The 17,866-nt window shown below is 71.6% G+C and carries 18 protein-coding genes and 1 pseudogene; 9 read left to right on the plus strand and 10 right to left on the minus strand.

Annotated features, from left to right (window positions below; translation table 11 throughout):
• The 7 genes and pseudogenes from IE257_RS38270 to IE257_RS15595 form a co-directional block, all read left to right on the plus strand.
• Positions 1–455, plus strand: a 455-nt coding sequence (locus IE257_RS38270; protein WP_229920382.1) for a zinc-binding dehydrogenase, incomplete at its 5' end; no start/stop codon positions are given.
• A 208-nt stretch (positions 456–663) separates the two neighbouring features.
• Positions 664–921 (plus strand): annotated as a pseudogene (locus tag IE257_RS39410) (DUF2804 family protein); the annotation flags it as partial.
• A gap of 128 nt (positions 922–1,049) precedes the next feature.
• On the plus strand, positions 1,050–1,712 hold the full coding sequence (locus IE257_RS39415; protein ID WP_268251410.1) for a DUF2804 domain-containing protein: 663 nt from the start codon (positions 1,050–1,052) through the stop codon (positions 1,710–1,712).
• 177 nt (positions 1,713–1,889) lie between these two features.
• On the plus strand, positions 1,890–2,582 hold the full coding sequence (locus tag IE257_RS15580) for a helix-turn-helix transcriptional regulator (RefSeq protein WP_189968925.1): 693 nt from the start codon (positions 1,890–1,892) through the stop codon (positions 2,580–2,582).
• Positions 2,583–2,614: 32 nt separating this feature from the next.
• The gene (locus tag IE257_RS15585) at positions 2,615–3,103 is read left to right on the plus strand and encodes a DUF3291 domain-containing protein (RefSeq protein WP_189968927.1); all 489 of its coding nucleotides are present in this window, start codon (positions 2,615–2,617) and stop codon (positions 3,101–3,103) included.
• A gap of 91 nt (positions 3,104–3,194) precedes the next feature.
• The gene (locus IE257_RS15590) at positions 3,195–3,839 is read left to right on the plus strand and encodes a dihydrofolate reductase family protein (protein ID WP_189968929.1); all 645 of its coding nucleotides are present in this window, start codon (positions 3,195–3,197) and stop codon (positions 3,837–3,839) included.
• Positions 3,840–3,999: 160 nt separating this feature from the next.
• The gene (locus IE257_RS15595; protein ID WP_189968930.1) at positions 4,000–5,841 is read left to right on the plus strand and encodes a glycoside hydrolase family 15 protein; all 1,842 of its coding nucleotides are present in this window, start codon (positions 4,000–4,002) and stop codon (positions 5,839–5,841) included.
• 68 nt (positions 5,842–5,909) lie between these two features.
• Here the strand turns inward: IE257_RS15595 and IE257_RS15600 are convergent, their stop codons facing one another.
• From IE257_RS15600 to IE257_RS15630, 7 genes are all read right to left on the minus strand, one after another.
• A complete protein-coding gene (locus IE257_RS15600; RefSeq protein WP_189968932.1) occupies positions 5,910–6,554 on the minus strand; it encodes a CatB-related O-acetyltransferase in 645 nt (214 codons plus the stop codon).
• A gap of 116 nt (positions 6,555–6,670) precedes the next feature.
• Entirely contained in the window at positions 6,671–7,714 is a 1,044-nt protein-coding gene (locus IE257_RS15605; protein WP_189968934.1) for a cytochrome d ubiquinol oxidase subunit II, read from the minus strand.
• The gene (locus tag IE257_RS15610; RefSeq protein WP_189968936.1) at positions 7,711–9,204 is read right to left on the minus strand and encodes a cytochrome ubiquinol oxidase subunit I; all 1,494 of its coding nucleotides are present in this window, start codon (positions 9,202–9,204) and stop codon (positions 7,711–7,713) included. Before IE257_RS15610 ends, IE257_RS15605 begins: the two co-directional genes overlap by 4 nt.
• A 33-nt stretch (positions 9,205–9,237) precedes the next feature.
• Positions 9,238–10,077 carry an SDR family oxidoreductase gene (locus IE257_RS15615; RefSeq protein WP_229920383.1) on the minus strand — a complete coding sequence of 280 codons (840 nt, stop codon included), beginning with the start codon at positions 10,075–10,077 and terminating at the stop codon, positions 9,238–9,240.
• A 168-nt stretch (positions 10,078–10,245) separates the two neighbouring features.
• Positions 10,246–11,826: a GMC oxidoreductase gene (locus IE257_RS15620; RefSeq protein WP_189968938.1), complete on the minus strand. Its 1,581-nt coding sequence runs from the start codon at positions 11,824–11,826 to the stop codon at positions 10,246–10,248.
• A 114-nt stretch (positions 11,827–11,940) separates the two neighbouring features.
• Positions 11,941–12,855 (minus strand): cyclase family protein, encoded by a 915-nt coding sequence (locus tag IE257_RS15625; RefSeq protein ID WP_189969246.1) that lies wholly within the window; start codon positions 12,853–12,855, stop codon positions 11,941–11,943.
• A 134-nt stretch (positions 12,856–12,989) separates the two neighbouring features.
• A complete protein-coding gene (locus IE257_RS15630) occupies positions 12,990–13,592 on the minus strand; it encodes a TetR/AcrR family transcriptional regulator (protein WP_189968940.1) in 603 nt (200 codons plus the stop codon).
• A gap of 193 nt (positions 13,593–13,785) precedes the next feature.
• Between IE257_RS15630 and IE257_RS15635 the strand changes: the two genes are divergently transcribed.
• Entirely contained in the window at positions 13,786–14,313 is a 528-nt protein-coding gene (locus tag IE257_RS15635; RefSeq protein WP_372453012.1) for an ATP-binding protein, read from the plus strand.
• Between the two features lie 71 nt (positions 14,314–14,384).
• Here IE257_RS15635 and IE257_RS15640 read toward each other — a convergent pair whose 3' ends face one another.
• A complete protein-coding gene (locus IE257_RS15640; RefSeq protein WP_189968943.1) occupies positions 14,385–15,194 on the minus strand; it encodes a M15 family metallopeptidase in 810 nt (269 codons plus the stop codon).
• Between the two features lie 297 nt (positions 15,195–15,491).
• Between IE257_RS15640 and IE257_RS15645 the strand changes: the two genes are divergently transcribed.
• Positions 15,492–16,232, plus strand: a complete 741-nt coding sequence (locus IE257_RS15645; RefSeq protein WP_189968944.1) for a hypothetical protein — start codon at positions 15,492–15,494, stop codon at positions 16,230–16,232.
• Between the two features lie 77 nt (positions 16,233–16,309).
• Here IE257_RS15645 and IE257_RS15650 read toward each other — a convergent pair whose 3' ends face one another.
• Together IE257_RS15650 and IE257_RS15655 are read right to left on the minus strand one after the other, a co-directional pair.
• On the minus strand, positions 16,310–17,674 hold the full coding sequence (locus tag IE257_RS15650) for a carotenoid oxygenase family protein (RefSeq protein WP_189968946.1): 1,365 nt from the start codon (positions 17,672–17,674) through the stop codon (positions 16,310–16,312).
• Complete coding sequence (locus IE257_RS15655; protein WP_189968948.1) at positions 17,671–17,856, minus strand: hypothetical protein; 186 nt, start codon at positions 17,854–17,856, stop codon at positions 17,671–17,673. The genes IE257_RS15650 and IE257_RS15655 overlap by 4 nt, the downstream gene beginning before the upstream one ends.
• Between the last annotated feature and the right edge of the window lie 10 nt (positions 17,857–17,866).

The raw sequence follows: 17,866 nt of genomic DNA on the forward strand, positions 1-17,866 counted from the left end.
TGGGCACGGTCGCCGCGCAGTTGGCCGTGGCCCGGGGCATCACCGTCGTCGGAACGGCCGCCGAGCACGACATCGAACGGGTGACCGCGCTGGGAGCCACGGCCGTCCGTTACGGCGACGGCTGGCCGGAGCGGGTGAAGGCCGCCACCCCTCAGGGGGTGGACTTCGTCCTCGACACCTCCGGCGCCGGCGTGCCGGCAGAATCCGTCGAGCTGACCGGTGACAGCGCACGCGTCCTGACCATCGCCGACATGGCGGCGGCGCAGCACGGCGTGCGCTTCAGCACCGGAAGCGGCGACCGGACCGGGGACGGCCTGCCGGAGCTGGTGGGGCTGGCGGCCGAGGGGAAGCTCTCGGTGCCGGTCTGGCGCACCTATCCGCTGGCGGAAGACGCGCAGGCCCACGCCGACCTGGAGGCCCGCCGCAACCGCGACAAGGCCGTCCTGCTGCCCTGAGCCGCGCCGGGAGAGATCCCGCCCGGCCCGTCCACGGCTCAGGACCGCCCGAGGGTGCGGTTCGCACCGGGGCCGGTCAGCACGGAGGATCCTGCATAGGCGAAGGTGTGTGCGGTTCGCGTCATGTGGAAAACGCTACGAGGGGCCACTGACAACGGCGTTCGCGAACGGCGTCGAAGCGTGCGCCGACGCCCTGTAGGGTCCGGCCATGGCCACGCACGAACGCGAGATCACCGCTCCCGTCGACCTGTGCCGCGCCGACGGAAGGATCGACCCGGGCGCGATCGGCTGGTCGCGCCGGCCGCTGCACCGCAGTCGGATATCCGGTTGGGGGCGGACGAAGCGGTGGGAGTACTGGTGCGTGACCACGCCGACCCACCTGGTGGCACTGACCGTGAGCGACCTCGACTACCTGGCCCTGAACTCGATCTACGTTCTGGAATTCGGTGCTGAGGTGCGGGAGTTCGAGCGCACCGCGCTCGTGCCCGGCGGATTCGGCGTCCGCCTCCCCGACACCGTCGCCGGAGCTCCGGAACCGGGGTCTGCGTCACTTGTGGTCGGACCGCCCCGGCCGGGGGCCGGATACGGATCGAGATCCGCGGCGAGGGCTCCGCCACCCGCCTGCGGGCGCGCTGCAGGGGTCCGCAGGGCCTCCCGTTGGAGGTGGACCTGCTCGTCGGGATGCCCGCCGGGCACGAGACCCTCTCGGTGGTGGTGCCCTGGGACGAACGCCGCTTCCAGTACACCTCCAAGCACACGGCCCGGCCCGCGTCCGGCACGGTGCGCATCGGCGGCGACGTGCTGGCGTTCGGCGAGGGTGCCTGGGGCACCCTCGACCACGGACGGGGCCGGTGGCCCCGCTCGGTCGCCTGGAACTGGGGCGCTGCCTCCGGCCGCACGGACGGCCGCACCGTCGGGCTGCAGTTCGGCGGCCGCTGGACGCGCGGCACCGGCGCGACGGAGAACGCGGTGTGCGTGGACGGCCGGATCAGCAAGATCGGCCAGGAGCTCCAGTGGCACTGGTCCCGCGGCGACCACCTGGCACCGTGGTCGATCCGCAGCCCTGAACCGGCGGGGGTGGACCTGGTGTTCACGCCGTTCCACAACCGGTCCACCCGCACCGACATCGGCCTCCTCGCCAACCGCACCGATCAGTGCTTCGGCCACTACACGGGCTCGATCCGCACGGACGACGGCGAGCGGATCGTGGTGGACCGGCTGCTGGGCTGGGCCGAGGACGTCCGCATGCGTTGGTAGCCCCGGCCACGTGCACCCGCGGCAGAGGTGGTCCGGGCGGGTGGGCTCGTGATCGAGCAGCGGATCCACGGCCTGCTCGCCGAAATCGACGTTCCGGCATCGGCGTGAGCGCCGCCGAGCGGCCGTGAGGGGTTCCGCCATTCTATTTCCAATCTGCGTTGTTCCTAGAATGGTCGCGTGAAGGACATCGATGCGATCGCGGCGCTGCAGGATCCGGTGCGGCGGCGCCTGTACGAGTACGTGGCGGCACAGGGCCGTGAGGTCGGCCGCAACGAAGCCGCCGAGGCGGCCGGGGTGGCGCGCACGCTCGCCGCGCACCATCTGGACAAACTGGTTCAGGCCGGGCTGCTGGAGAGCGGCAGTCGCCGTCTGACGGGTCGCTCGGGTCCGGGGGCCGGCCGCCCGGCCAAGGTGTACACGCGAGCGCGGGCCGAGCGGTCGGTGTCGCTGCCCGCGCGCGACTACCGGACCGCCGCCGAGCTGCTCGCGGAGGCGGCCGAGGAGGTCGGGCTGGACGCGGTGCTGTGCGCGTCCGCACGCCGCCGGGGCGAGGCCCTGCGCGGCTCTGCGGCCCCCTGTGGTGGCCTCGCGGAGGCCATGGAGGTGCTGGCCGCCCGCGGCTACGAGCCGCACCTGGAAGGCGGCAAGGATGTCCAGGACGCCGAGGGGGAGGCCGCCGCGCGCGTCGTCCGGATGCGCAACTGCCCCTTCCATGCCGTGGCCGAACGCTTCCCGCCGCTCGTCTGCGGCATGAATCTCGCGCTGCTGGAGGGGCTGCTCGGTGCGGACGGTCCCGTCCGGGCCCGCATGGACGCCCGGCCGGGGGAGTGCTGCGTGGTGGTGGAGGCTTCTAAAAACAAAAATGATTGACATAGAAAACGGCGCCGTGCTGGGATGAGGCCATGACCGCATCCCCGCATGCCACCCACCACCTCGCCCAGCTCAACGTCGCCACGCTCCGTCACCCCCTCGACGATCCGCGCACGGCGCCGTTCGTCGAGATGCTCGATCCGGTCAACGCCGCCGCCGACGCCGCGCCCGGCTTCGTCTGGCGGCTCGTGGAGGAGGGCGCCGGCGACGCCACCGGCCTGCGCCCGGCGGGTGAGCGCGTCATCGTCAACCTTTCGGTGTGGGAGACCCAGGAGGCGCTGTGGGACTTCGCCTACCGCAGCGGGCACCTGGAGGTGATGCGGCAGCGCCGCGACTGGTTCGAGCGGCACGTCGAGGCGCACCTGGTCCTCTGGTGGGTACCCGCCGGGCACCTCCCGACCGTCGGTGAGTCCCTGGAACGGCTGGCGGAGCTGCGGGCGCACGGCCCGTCCCCGCGTGCGTTCACCTTCACCTCCTCCTACACCGCCGGCGAGGCCGCACCGCACCTCCGACCGGCGTAGTCCGTGATCCGGCCCCGTCGCGGCGATGAGTCCGGGGGCGCCCGCAGGTCTATCCCTATGACGGAGACAACCGACTCACCGGGAGTACGCCATGGGCCACATCCACCTCGAACTGTTCGCGACCCTCGACCTCGTCGGGCAGGCGCCCGGCGGTCCCGACGAGGACCCCGCGGGGTTCCCGTTCGGCGGCTGGCAGGCGCCCCTGCTGGACGAGGTCGCCGGGGCCCAGGTCGGTGCCGCGTACGAGGGCACGGACGCCCTCCTGCTCGGCCGGCGGACGTACGACATCTTCGCGGCCTACTGGCCCCACCAGAAGGGCGGCGAGGACGGCGAGATCGCCACGCTCTACAACAGCGTCCCGAAGTACGTGGCTTCCCGCGGCAGGCCCGACCTCTCGTGGGCCGGGTCCACGCAGCTCGGCCCGGACCTCGCCGGCGCGGTCCGTGAGATCCGTGAACGGCACCGGAACGTGAAGGTCGTCGGGAGCCTGAACCTCGTGCAGACCCTCCTGCGCGAGAAGCTCTTCGACCGTATCGACCTCTGGCTGCACCCGATCGTGCTCGGCGTCGGGAAGAAGGTGTTCGAGGACGGCGCGGTACCCACCAACGTCACGCTCCTCGCGCCGCCGGTGGCCGGACCGAAAGGCACCGTGTACCTGCGCTACGGGCTGGCCGACGGGATTCCCGCGACGGGGGACATGAGCGCCCCCGACCGCGGTCTCGGAAGCGACGGCTGAAGCCCTCCGCGCCGGCCGGCCGCTCGGCAGTACGGCCCGCGTCGTACGTCGTACGACGCGGGCCCGGCCACGGCTCGGCGGGACGGTACCGCGGGCCCGGCATACGCTGGTTCGGGGGGCCGAGATCCGGGCGGCGACGCATGCCGGAAGGGACGCCCTGATGGACGAGTACCCGCTGATCGAGAACCACGGCCTGATAGGTGATCTGCAGACCGCGGCGCTGGTGACCTCCGACGGAACGGTCGACTGGTTCTGCTGCCCGCGTTTCGATTCGCCCAGCGTGTTCGGAGCCCTTCTGGACAAGGGCAAGGGTGGCCATTGCACGGTCCGCCCGGCCCACACGACGTACGCGACCAAACAGTTGTACCTGCCCGACACCGCGGTCCTGGTGACCCGCTTCATGACCGAGGCCGGCGCCGGCGAGGTGATCGACTTCATGCCGCTGACCGGCACCACGGTCACCGACCGGCACCGGCTGGTCCGCATGGTCCGCTGCGTGCGCGGCAGCATGACCTTCGAAGTCGACATCGCGCCCCGGTTCGACTACGGGCGCAAATCGCACGAACTGCACACCACCGAGAACGGGGCGGTGTTCACCGCCGACGGCACGACCCTGACCGTGCACCCCATCCGGGAACCGGACGACGAGCGACTGGGCCGCCTCCTCACGGGTGACCACGACCTGCGTCTCACCCTGAACCTGCAGGCAGGGCAGCAGCGCGGGCTGATGCTGGAGTCCGCCGCCGACGGCCCGCCCCGGCAGATCCGCCTCGCCGAGTACGAGGAGATCTTCCACGCCACCATCGGCTTCTGGCGGTCCTGGCTGAGCACCTCCCGCTACACCGGCCGCTGGCGCGAGGCGGTGGAGCGCTCCGCCGTGACCCTGAAGCTGATGACCTACGCCCCCACCGGCGCCGTGGTCGCCGCCCCCACCACCGGCCTGCCCGAGCAGCTCGGCGGCGAGCGCAACTGGGACTACCGCTACACGTGGATCCGGGACGCCTCGTTCTCCGTGTACGCCCTGCTCGGCATGGGGTTCACGGAGGAGGCGAGGGCGTTCATCGGGTGGCTCGGCGACCGGATCGAGGAACGGGCGGGCGATGAGGGGGACACCGGGCCGCTGAACATCATGTACGCGGTCGACGGCTCCTCCGACCTGAAGGAGGAGACCCTGGACCACTGGGAGGGCTACGAAGGCTCGGCGCCCGTCCGCATCGGGAACGGAGCGGCCACCCAGCTCCAGATGGACATCTACGGCGAGGCGCTGGACAGCATCTCGTTCGCGCAGGGACACGGCATCCACCTCGGGTACCGCGGATGGACCGGCCTGATCCGCGTGCTGGAGTGGCTGGCGGACCACTGGGACTCGGCCGACGAGGGCCTGTGGGAGACCCGTGGCGGGGCCCAGGACTTCACCTACGGCCGCGTGATGTCCTGGGTGGCGTTCGACCGTGCGCTGCGGCTCGCCGACTTCAGCGGCCGCCCCGCCCCGGCACAGCACTGGAGCGCCGCCCGGGACCGGATCTTCCAACAGGTCATGGCGAAGGGATGGAGCCAGGAGCGCGGCGCGTTCGTCCAGCACTACGGCAGCGGGGTCCTGGACTCCTCGCTCCTGCGCATGCCCACCGTCGGCTTCCTCACTCCCCAGGACCCGATGTGGTCCTCCACCCTCGACGCGATGGAGCAGGAACTCGTCAGCGACAGCCTGGTGTACCGCTACAACCCGGAGGCGTCGCCGGACGGCCTGCGCGGCTCCGAGGGCACCTTCTCCCTGTGCACCTTCATGTACGTCGACGCACTCGCCCGGGCCGGACGGATCGACCAGGCCAGGCTCGTCCTGGAGAAGATGCTGGGCTACGCCAACCACCTCGGCCTGTACTCCGAGGAGATCGACCTCACCGGACGCCAACTGGGCAACTTCCCGCAGGCGTTCACCCACCTCGCCCTCATCGACGCGGCGATCACCCTCGACGCGGCCCTGAACCGCGGCTCCGCGCCGTAGTTGCAGGGCCGGCGGCGCCGTGGGCCGGGTGGATGACGACCCCGGAGCCGTCCGGTACGCCCGTCCGGTCACGCTCGGGGTGCGGCCTTCTCCAGGTCGTCGATCGTGCCCGACATGACGGTCCGAATGTGTTCGGTGAGGTGGGCCGTCGGCCAGTCCCACCAGGCGATCGAGAGCAGGCGGACGATGTCCTGTTCGGTGTGCCGCGTACGGATGAGCCCGGCCGGGTTGCCGCCGACGATGCCGTAGTCGGGGACGTCGTCGACCACGACGGCACCGGAGGCGATGACGGCGCCGTGCCCGATGCGCACCCCGGGCATGACCGTCGTGTTGTGGCCGAACCAGACGTCGTTGCCGACGACGGTGTCCCCCCTGGAGGGAAGGCCGGTGAGCAGGTCGAAGTGCTCGGCCCAGGAGCCGCCCATGATGGGGAAGGGGAACGTGGAGGGGCCGTCCATGCGGTGGTTGGCCCCGTTCATGATGAACCGGACCCCGGTGCCCAGCGCGCAGAACTTCCCGATGACCAGCCGCTCCGGCCCGTAGTGGTAGAGGACGTTCCTGGTCTCGAACGCGGTCGGGTCCTCCGGGTCGTCGTAGTACGAGTACTCCCCGGCCTCGATCAGCGGTGACTTCAGCAGCGGCTTCAGCAGCACCACGCGCGGCTGGTCCGGAAACGGGTGGAGGACGGTCGGGTCCGCGGGAAGACGATTCACGGCAGTCGCTTTCGAAACGGCGGGCAGTGGCTGGCGAAGGCTCCATTCTGCGCGTGCCGTGCCGTGCCGTGCGGTGCTTCGGCGATCCGCCGCCGGCTCCGGGACCCGGCGGCCCGTCAGCCCTCGCGTTCCGGCCCGCCCCGGCGCAGGTCCGCGTCGGCTAGGGGTTCCAGTTCGCCGCGGGTGTCGAGCCGGTACAGGAAGGCCACGGCGGGGAAGACCAGGACCGCGGCCACGACGGTCACGACGAGCAGCCAGTGCAGAGTGCTGGGTGCCCCCGCCGCCTCGGCCACCGTCAGCCGGCCGGGGATGAGGTACGGGCGCTGCGCCACGCCCCACGCGATCACGGCCGAGGCCATGACGCCGACGGCCGCCGGCCGGGACCAAGCCCCGGAGGTGCGCAGCAGCAGCCCTGCCGTCACGAGGGTGGACACCACGGCCACGATGACGAAGAAGAGCCCGGCGCCGTGCGTGAGGCCGTGCCACAGATGGGGTGCGTCGCCGTGGGCGACGGTCAGCGTGACCGCTCCCAGCACGGCGAAGGCGGCGAGGGCGGTCAGGGCCCGCCGCCGGAAGTAGGCGTGCAGGTCGGGGGCTTCGTAGCGGACGGCGTCCGCGGCCAGGAACACCGCCCCCAGCAGCGCCGTGCCGACGACGGCCAGCAGACCGAAGAAGACGGAGGTCGGGTTGAACCAGGCGTGCGCCGACGGCTCGGTGCCCGGTGCCACGCGCCCCGAGGCGATCCCGCCCACCGCGGCACCGAGGAAGAACGGGGTGAGGAGCGAGGAGACCGCGAACACGGCGCCGTAGACGCGCCGTCCGGCGAGCCTGCGGGTGGGCTTGCGCAGCGCGAAGCCGGCACCCCGCAGCACGATGCCGATGGCGGCCAGGGCCAGCGGCAGCCACATCGCGGAGAACACGGTCTGGAAGAACACCGGGAACCCGGTCCACATGGTGATCAGGACGAAGATCAGCCAGACGTTGTTGACCTCCCAGACCGGGGCCATGGCGTGGTCGATGAGCCACCGGGGGCGCTTCCCGCGTTCCGCGCCGCCCGCCGTCAGGTCCCAGAACCCCGCGCCGTAGTCGGTACCGCCGGCACAGGTGTAGGCGGCCACCGCGAGGAGCAGGACGGCGGCGACCACGCCGGCGGCGGTCACGGCCGGCCGTCCTCGGTCGGTGCCGTGCCGTCGCCGTTCCCCGCAGCGGGGGCGGGGGCGTCGCCGGCCGCGACGGCGGCGCGGGGCCCATAGGGGGTGTCGGTCTCCGGTGTCGCCATCGTGCCCGCCCCAAGGCTTCGTTCGTCGTCCAGGCGCCATCGGGTGCGCATCTTCAGGAGCACGGCCAGGAAGGAGCCGAAGATGAGCACGTACACGAGGACGACCACCCCGAACATGGTCCACAAGGAACTCGAGCGGGCCCCGGTCACGGCATCGGCGACCCGCATGTTCTCGTAGACGATCCATGGCTGGCGGCCCACCTCGGTGGTGATCCAGCCGCACTCGACGGCGATGACGCTGGCCACGCCGGCGCAGGCGGCGCTGCGGTAGAACCACGGCGAGGCGGGCAGCCGGCGGCGGCGCCACCAGACGAACGCGTACCAGACGACGAGCAGCAGGAGCACCGTGCCGATGCCGACCATGATGTCGAAGGCCCAGTGGGTGATGGTGGCCTGGGTCGCGTTGGGCCGGTCGGCCGCCGCCACGGAGGCCAGCCCGCGCACCTCGGTGTCGGGGCTGAAGCCGGCCAGGATGGAGTCGAGTTGCGGGATGGCGATGCCGCCGGAGACCGTCCCGTCGGGGTGGAGGCGGCCGAAGAGGTACTCCGGAACGTGCGTGTCGGTGTTCCAGACGATCTCCATCGCCGCGAACTTCACCGGCTGCTTCTGGAACACCGCCCGGGCGATGGAGTCGCCCAGGAAGAACTGGACGGGAGTGAACACGGCCGCGACCGTGAACGGAACGGTGAAGCCGAGGCGGTGGTAGCGGTCGCGGCGCCCGCGCAGCCAGCCGACGGCGTAGACACCGGCCACCACGAATCCGGCGGTGAGCAGCATGGCCACGACGAAGTGCCAGTACTGCGGCCCGAACATCGGCGTGAAGATCGCCTTGCGGACGTCCACGTCGACGGGGTTGCCCTCGGAGTCGAGGGAGAAGCCCTGCGGGGTGTTCATCCAGGAGTTGGCGGCCAGGATGCCGAAGGCACCCAGCAGGGCCGTCGCCGGCAGGGGCAGCCCGAGCAGGAAGTGGGTACGGGCCGGCAGCCGGCGCCACCCGTAGAGGTAGATGGCGATGAGGACGGCCTCCAGGAAGAAGGCCCAGGCCTCGACGCCGAAGCCGATCCCGAACACGTCGCCCCACCGGCCCATCAGGCCCGGCCACAGCAGGCCGAACTCGAAGGACAGGACGGTGCCCGTGACGACGCCGATGGCGAACTGCACCGCCATGACCGCCGACCAGCGGCGCGCCAGCAGCAGGGCGGTCGCATCGCCGCGCCGCAGCCCGTAGCCGTGCATGATCAGAGTGATCAGCGGCAGCGCCACGCCCATGGGCACCAGGATGATGTGCGAGGCGAGGGTGAAGGCCATGAGCGATCGGGCCGGCAGCATCTGAGGCGGTGCCTCAGCGAGCAGGTGGAGCGTCGTGTGCATGCGTCCCTTCCCGGGGCCGAAGCGGACGGAGGGTCAGCCGCCGGTGGCGAAGCCGGGGAAGAGGGTCATTCCGCCGTCGACGTACAGCGTGGTGCCCACGACGTAGTCCATGAGGTCGGAAGCGAGGCCGACGGCCGCGTGGGCGATGTCCGCCGGGTCGCCGACGCGGCCGTACGGGATCAGCTTGAGCAGGTCCTGCTCGGCCTGCTCGGTGTCCCAGGCGCTGCGGTTGATGGGCGTCCGGATCGCGCCGGGGGCGATCGCGTTCACGCGGATCTTCTGCGGGGCGAGCTCCTGGGCCAGGGTCTCCATCATCATCTGCACACCGCCCTTGGAGGAGGCGTAGTTCACGTGTCCCGCCCACGGGATGATCTGGTGCACCGAGCTCATGCAGATGATCTTTCCGGCGGAGCTGGAGACCTCCGGGACGACCCCGCGCCGGAGGAACTCCTTCGTCGCCTCGCGGGCGCACAGGAACTGCCCGGTCAGGTTGACGTCGATGACCTTCTGCCACTGGGCGAGCGTCATCTCGGTGAAGGCGGAGTCCCGTTGCAGGCCGGCGTTGGCGACGAGGATGTCGATGGTCCCGAACTCCTCGACCATGCGGTTCGTCATGGCCACGACCTGGTCCTCGTCGGACACGTCCGCCTCGTACGCCACCGCGCGCACCCCGAAGGAGGCGATCTCCTCGACGACCTTCTCGGCCTCCTCCCGCCCGGACACGTAGTTCACGACCACGTCCGCCCCGGCCCGGCCCATGCCGATCGCCGTGGCTTTGCCGATCCCGGAGTTCGCACCCGTCACCAGTGCCTTCTGGCCCCGGAGCAGGTGTGGGGGGATCACACCCCGGGGTGCGCCTTCGGTGGAACTCACGACGGACTGCCTCCTTCGCACCGCCACCCCGCGCCGTCGGGATGACGGCACCCCTGGCGGGTCCGGCGTCACCCAATCACCGGGCCGGGGGCGTGGCGGCTCACCGGAATCCGTGTTGCGCCACCCGGCCCAGGATCTTCGCCCGGTCGGCGGTGTCCCGTCGCGGGGTCAGCTCAACCGCTCAAGGAGGTGGTCGCCGACCCGCAGGGCGTTCGCGATGGCCGTCAGGGAGGGGTTGACCGCGCCGATGCTCGGGAAGAAGCTCGTGTCGACCACGTACAGGTTGTCCAGCTCGTGCGCCTTGCAGTTGAGGTCCAGGGCGGACGACGCCGGGTCGGTTCCGAACCGTACGGTGCCGGCCTGGTGCGCGGTGGCACCGATCGGCATGCCCTTGTGCAGGTAGAGGCTGTGGTCCAGCAGGTGGTGCTCGTGCATGCCGAGGCGGCCCAGCATGCTCTGGAGTTTGTGCCGCAGCCGCTTGAGCCCGGCCGTGTTGTGGGACTCGTCGAGCGCGAGGTGGATGCGCCCGTCGCCGTCCAGGGTGACGCGGTTGTCGTGCAGCGGCAGGTCCTCCCCACACAGCCAGAAGTCCACCGCATGGTGGGCCATGACCTCGAACGGCATGTCGGGGGTCACCGCCCCGGCCCAGCGCGGGGCCTCGCCGTGGATCTGCTCGGCGTCCGACTTGCCGAGCATCTGGATCCCGCCGAGGGGGTAGTCCCAGTCGTCGGCGCCCAGGTACCAGTCGTGCAGGGCGAGGGTCTTCTGGAACTGCGTGTTGTTCGGTTCCCTGGAGACGGCCATCAGAGCCAGGTTGTTGTGACGCATGTAGAACCGCCCGACCACGTCCGAACCGTTCGCGAGGCCGCGCGGGTGCCGGTCGTTCGCCGAGGCGAGCAGCAGCGCGGCCGAGTTGACCGCGCCGCAGGCCACGACGACCAGGTCGGCGGAGAACCGGGACTCCTCGCCGTCGGCCAGGCGGGCGACGACCGAGCTGACCGTGCGCCCCGTAGGGTCGGTCTCGAGCCGCAGCACGTGGGCGTGGGTGACCAGTTCGACGCCCGGGTGCAGCAGCGCCGGCTCCACGCAGATCACCTGGGCGTCGGACTTGCCGCGCACCAGGCACGGGAAGCCGTCGACCCGGTTGCAGCGGATGCAGACGCTGGACGGGGTCGCCCGGCCGGCCGCGTCCTGGTCCAGATCCACCCCGATGGGCAGGTGGAAGGGGTGCAGGCCCTGCTTCTCCAGATCGTCGCTCAACTGCTGGATCCGTGGCTCGTGTTCCACCGGCGGGTGGGCGTACTGGGCACTCGCCGGACCCTCCGTGGGGTCCTCGCCGTGCCGGCCGTGCACCCGGTAGAGGTGCTCCGCCTGGGTGTAGTACGGCTCCAGGTCCTCGTAGCGGATCGGCCAGGCGGGCGAGATCCCGTCGTGGTGGCGCAGTTCGCCGAAGTCCTCCGAACGCAGCCGGAACAGAGCCGCACCGTAGAACTTGGTGTTGCCGCCGACGTAGTAGTTGACCTCGGGAGGGAACTCGCGGCCGTGCCGGTCGAACCAGAACTCGGGCGCGCGGTACTTCCCCTTGACGAACACCGCGGTGGAGTCCCAGTTGTCGCGTTCGCGCGGCAGGAAGCCACCGCGCTCCAGGATCAGCACCCGCTTTCCCGACGGGGCGAGCCGGTGGGCGAGCGTGCCGCCGCCGGCCCCCGTTCCGATGACGATGACGTCGTAGTGCGAAGCGTCGTTCAACCGGTCACCGTCCTCGGCTTGCGGTGCCGCCGCCCGGTGGGCCTGTCGCGGCAGGGTCCCCCTCCGAACGTATACGCCCCCCGCCGGTGCGGCACCCGGGGATGCGCACGCCGGTCACAGCACGGCGATCGGGTTCACCGGGGAACCGGTGGCGCCCGGCAGCCGCAGCGGTGCCACCGTGCACAGGAACCGCCAGCGCCCGAGCTCCGCGCACGCGTGGGCCAGTTCGTCCAGGTCCAGGTAGTCCAGGAGGTGCATGCCCAGGGCGTGCAGGGCCAGGACGTGCACGGGGAAGGGGACGCCGGCCACCGGGCTCGGGGCCGTGTCGTTGTTGCCGTCCGAGCCGAGGAGGGCAACCTGCCGCTCGGCCAGCAGCCGCATGCACGCCGGATGCAGCCCCGCTCGGGCGTGCGCAGCGTCCCACGCGCCGGTCTCCCGGCGCCGACGGCGGTGACCGACCCGTACGAGCAGCAGGTCGCCCGGACCGATCCGGACGCCCTGGGCCTCCTCGGCCGCCGCGAGCTCCTCGACGGTCACGAAGTCCCCGGGCTCCAGCCAGGAGACCGCGCGCAGCCGCGGGACGTCCAGCAGGACCCCGGGGCCCACGATCCCGTCGCGCACCAGGTCGAGGGTGATCCGACGGGCACCGCCCGCCGCCAGTCGGCTCTCCGGGACGCCGCCGTGCAGCTCTCCGTCGAACACGACGTGGCACAGCGCATCGAGATGGCTGTGGGCGTCCCCGTGCACGTTCATGGCGAACCGGTCCAGGGCGAAATGCACACCGGGGGTTCCGCTCTCCGGCCCGGTCGGGGCGGTCAGACGGTAGACGGCGGGCTGCGGATCGTCCGGACCCGGCTGCGTCTCGATGGGGGCGGCCAGCGACACAGTGCGCCCCAGACGCACTTCGGCCGCGGCCGCGACCACGCGCTCGGGGGTCAGATGGGCGAGGGCTCCGTGCCGGTGCTCCGCTCCGGTGGGTGCCCGCCGGAGCAGCTCGGCGTGGAGGGAACGGAAGGCCGCCTCCGTCATGAAAGGCGAAGCCGTCGGGTGGGGCGTCGGGTAGGGCGTCGGGCCGTCGTCCGTCACGTGGGTCCTCCCGGTCTGCCGAAGGCGCCGCCTCCACTGTCCGCTGCCGCCACGTACCGCGCATCCCGGCGGCCGTGTCATGCCTGGGGGGTCCGCCAGCCGGGTTCCAGGCGGTCCAGGAGGAGGACGAAGGCGCGGTCGGACCGGTCCCGGTCGCCGTCGGCGAGCGGCGCGAGCAGCAGGCCGAACGTGCCGTCGACGAGAAGGGCCGCTTCGGTGCGCGCCCGGGCCGGGGGCAGGCCCAGGCCGGTGAGGAGGCCGTTGGTCAGGTCGGTCCATTCGGTGAGGATGTCCCGCATCACGGGCCCGAACCGCTCCGGGTGCAGCACGCTGGTGGCCATCATCTCCAGGTAGAGCGGGAGGGAGGCCTGGATGTCCGGGACGTGGAACTGCTGCCACACCCGCTCCATCGTCCGCCGCAGCGCAGCGGCGTCCCGTGGCGGATCGTGCGAGCCCAGCAGCTGCCGCAGCCGGAGGATGGGGCGCTGCTCGTCCAGGGCGAGGGCTTCCGCCACCATGCGCTCCTTGGTGCCGAAGTAGTAGAGCAGCATGCGGTCACTGGTGCCGAGGGCACGGGCGAGGGGGCGCAGGGACAGCTCGGACAGGCCGTGCCCGCGTACGTACGCACGGACCCGTTCCAGCAGGTTGCGGCGTTTGGCCTGGTCAGTGGGGCGTGGCACGGGCACCTCCGGAAGAACGGACAGGCACGGACACATGTCTGATTTGAGTGTTTTTGTTAGGGCTTTACTGTAATGCCCGCTACGTGTATTCTGTAAATGTAGCGCCTGCTACGTGAACGCGGCCGTGCACCCCGCCCGGCCGATCGGAACCCACCGAACGTCCGGGCCACCGGCACAGAAGGGACTGATGACCATGGCCCGCCCCACCGCCCTCTCCACAGCATGCGGCGCGGAATGGGTCAGGAAGAACGCATCGACCACGTGGCTCACTCGGCACCTGGGTCTCTGGGCGCGGAACCTGGAGCCCCTGCGACCCCTCTGCGCGCCCGCCGCCCGGGCGACCGACCGCGAGGCGTCCTGGCCCCTGCCCCGGGACCTCTCCTCGGCCGGCCGGGCTCGTAGGCTGGCCCGCGGAAGCCTGCGGGACTGGGACTTGGACCAGCTCACCGAGACCGCCGAACTGCTGGTCAGCGAAGTGGTCGGCAATGCCTTGCGGCACGCGAGGGGGCCCGTGCGACTCAACCTGCGCGCGACGGGCGACCGGCTGATGTGCGAGGTGGAGGACACCTGCGACACCGCCCCGGTACGCCGCACCACCGACCTCGGTGCCGAGGGCGGCCGCGGCCTCGACCTCCTCGACCTGCTCAGCGAATCCTGGGGCAGCGCCCGGACGGCCACCGGCAAGTCGACGTGGTTCGTGCTGTCCGCTCCCTCCCGCTGAGGCGGTACGCATCCCCTCCGCCCGGGCGTGCACCGGGGAGGACGGTCGGCTTCGGATTCGGATCGAAGCCGTCAGGGGCGGCGCCCGGCGATCGACCGGTGTGCGACGGGGAAGTCGAAGTACGTGTCGGGGAACAGCTCCGGCTTGTGCGTGAAGTGCCACCACTCCTCGGGCAGGTTGACGAACCCCTGCGCCGTCAGCGCCGACCTCAGGAGGTCCCGGTTCGCTCGCTGCACCCCCTGCACCCGCGGGTCGTCGGTGTGCGACAGCGTGTCGAAGCAGTCGAAACCCGTGCCCATGTCCACGGAGTTGTCCGGGTACCGCTCCGCCCGGGGCGCGTAGCAGGGCACCGACTCCTGCCCCGGCCGCGGGCGTGGCGCCGGAAGCGCGGGCAGCCGTACGAGCGTCACGTCCATGGTGCTGCCCCGGCTGTGTCCCGACTTCTCGGCGATGTAGCCGTCCTCGAACAGCCGGGACTTCTCGACACGCGGATAGAACTCCGCCTTGCGCCGCTCGTCCCCGAGGTCCTTGGCCCACCGGACGAAATGGTCGACGGCCCGCTGCGGCCGGTAGCAGTCGTACACCTTGAGCGAGTACCCCTGGCGCAGCAGGCCCGCCTGGGCCCGGTGCAGGGCCTCGGCGGCCGGGCGGGTCAGGATGCAGACGGGTTGGCGGTAGCCGTCGACCGGTTCGCCGACGAAGTTGTGCGGACGCAGGTACCGCATCTCCTGCAGGATCGTCGGGTCGACCGAGCTCAGTGCCACGAACGCGCGCGGAGCTTTCGGCTCCGGGGGCGGTGCGCCCGCCGCGGAGGTGACCGAACCGGCCATCGCGAGTGCGGTGGCGGCGGCCGTCACGGTCACGGCGAGGCGAGTACTCATCGGCGGCAAGGACGCGGAACCGGTCATCCAACCCTCCATCGGCGGTGCTGCGGGGACGTGATCGGGCACCATGCTGCCCGACACCGGGGCCGTCCCGTCCGAGTCCGGCCGAATCCCGCTCCGCCCGCTGCCGGGGCCGTCCGTACGCCCGTCCCCGTACGCCCGTGCCGCCGGCCGCCCGGACTGCGCCCGCCTCGCTGCGGACCTACGCTGATCAGGTGACCGGCCGCGCCCGGGAAGCGGTGGGGCGGTGATGCCCGCCGCGGTCCTGACACGGCCCGAGGAAGGTGATGCCCGATGTCCGCATCCAGGGCAGGCGCGGCCCGCTGCGCAACCGCCGGAGCCGCCTGCCTGCTGGTCCTCGCGAGCGGAACCACTGCCGGAGCCGATGACAACGGCATCGCCGACGAGAGCGCCCAGGCCATCGCACAGGCCTCGCGCGAGGCCATGGCCGACGTCACCTCGATGCGCTTGGTGGGCAAGGTGACCGAGGCCTCGGGCACCACCGCACTCGACCTCCGGTTCGACGAGCAGGGCAACTGCGTCGGCAGCGTCACACCTCCCGGCAACGCCGGGACGGCCGACATCGTCAAACGCGGCAACGACGTCTGGATGAAGCTCGACGACGCCCTGCTGAAGGCCCAGGTACCGGGTGCCGGGGCAGACGCCGCGATCGCGCTCGTCAACGGCCGGTACCTGCACGGCACCACGGACAGCCCGATGCTGCGCGAATTCGCCCAGGTCTGCGACCTGGACTTCTTCAAGAAGGAGTTCTCGGCGAAGCCGGCGGGCGAACAGCTGGCCAAGGGCTCCCGGACCACCGTCGACGGCCGGCCCGCCATCACGATCACCAGCCGCCGCGAGGGCAGGACCGGCACGTACCAGGTCTCCACCGAGGACAAGCCGTACTTGCTCCAGGTCCAGGGCACCGAGGAGTCCGGCGAGCGGGTGACCGCCACGTTCTCGGCCTTCGACGAACCGGTCAAGGCCGTTCCCCCGGCGCCGGCCGACTCGGTCGACCTGTCCCGGCTCCAGTAGTGGCCGACCGGGCGCGAACCGTGACCCGGGGGAGGGGTTCCCCGGGTCACGGTGGTCGGCGGCGGACCGGTCGGTGGTCAGTGGTCGGAGCCGCCGAGGTCGCTGTCGGGGATCCAGGAGCCGTGGATGCCGGCGGTGACGCGGCGCGGCAGGTGCACGGTGGCGATCCGGTCGAGGCCGGAGGCATCCAGGACCAGGAGCTGCGAGGAGTCCTGCTTGAGGTCGGAGACGACGGTGAGCAGATAGCCGTCGTCCTCGCGCGTGGCGCCGGCGGCGGGGACGAACACGGCCTCGCTGGGCAGGCGGGCATCGCCGGCCTCGTGGATGTCCCGGGCGCCGGTGGTGCGGTCGTACTTGACGATGCCGTAGCCGCCCTGGCCCTCCTGGTCGGGGAAGGATATCGCGTACTGGTAGCGGTGCTCGGAACCGAGGAACTCTTCGTTGAGCGTCGGGAATTCGATCGCGAGGTCGTCGGTGATCTGCTCGGCGACGCTGTCGGCGGCCAGGTCGATGACCCATCGGCGGTTGTAGGAGCGGGCATTGGGCTCGGTGCCGCGGCCCGGGGCGCCGACCCACCAGTTCCACGAGAGCCGGAACCCCTCCCGGTCCACGGTCGGGCCCTCCAGCACGATGCGGCCCCGAGCGTCCTCGTACGCGTTGGCGGCGTGCAGCATGCTGCCGGGCTCGATGGGGAACCATCGAATCAGCCCGGCGCCCCGGGGCCCGCGAGGCATGACGCCGATCCTGGCGGGCTGCTCGTCGTTCCAGCCGTAGGGGATGCCGGAGTGCTCGGTGGGGTCGAAGGTGACGGTGCCCTCGATGAAGACCACGTGGTGGCGGGTGATGGCGAAGTCGTGCTTGAGCGCGGCGGTCGCCCCCGGCACTTCGGCGCTGTGGGTGATCCGGCCGTTGGCGTCGGCGACGTAGTACATCAGGTGGGGCGGGAGGGGGGAGGAGCCGAAGAAGTGCAGCTCGCCGGTGATCGGGTCCGTCTTGGGATGCGCGGTCATGGCGCCGCGCAGCCTGCCGTCGAAGTCGTGGGCGCCGACCGTCTCCAGCTCCGGGGTGAGTTCGAAGGGGAGGTTCGCCTCGCACAGGGCGAGGAGGCGTCCGGCGTGTTCGATGACGTGGGTGCCGGCGGTGCTGGCGGTCAGGTCGGGGCCGTGCTCGGTCAGGTAGGGGGCGCCGTCCAGGGCGGGCGTGTGCACCCAGCGGTTGCGGTACCACTCGGCGCGGCCCTCGCGCAGCCGGATGCCGTGGACCATGCCGCTGCCCTTGAACCAGTGGGTGGGGGTGACGCCGGCCTTGGGGTTGTGGCTGTTGCGGATCAGCCGGCCGGTGAGCTCCGGCGGCAGGGAGCCCTCCACGGTCAGTTCGGTGGCGGTGATCTCGTCGACGGCCGGGGTGTAATGGCCGGTCAGGAAGGGCGCGTTGGTGGTCATGGCAGGAACCTCGTTCGGTGTGTGGGTGCGTGGGCGCTCGGGTCGTGGAGGGCGGGCGGTGGTGCGGGTGACCGGGGCGGACGTCGGTCGGCCTGCTCCGCGCGGGCCTTGAGGGCGGCGAGCCAGGCGGTCGGCCAGCCGTGCAGGGCCCGGCCGAGCTCGTCGGTCGCGGTGTCTGTCACGGTGGACAGG

Origin of the sequence: Streptomyces avidinii (genome assembly GCF_014650695.1) — a bacterium.
GTDB lineage: Bacteria > Actinomycetota > Actinomycetes > Streptomycetales > Streptomycetaceae > Streptomyces > Streptomyces avidinii.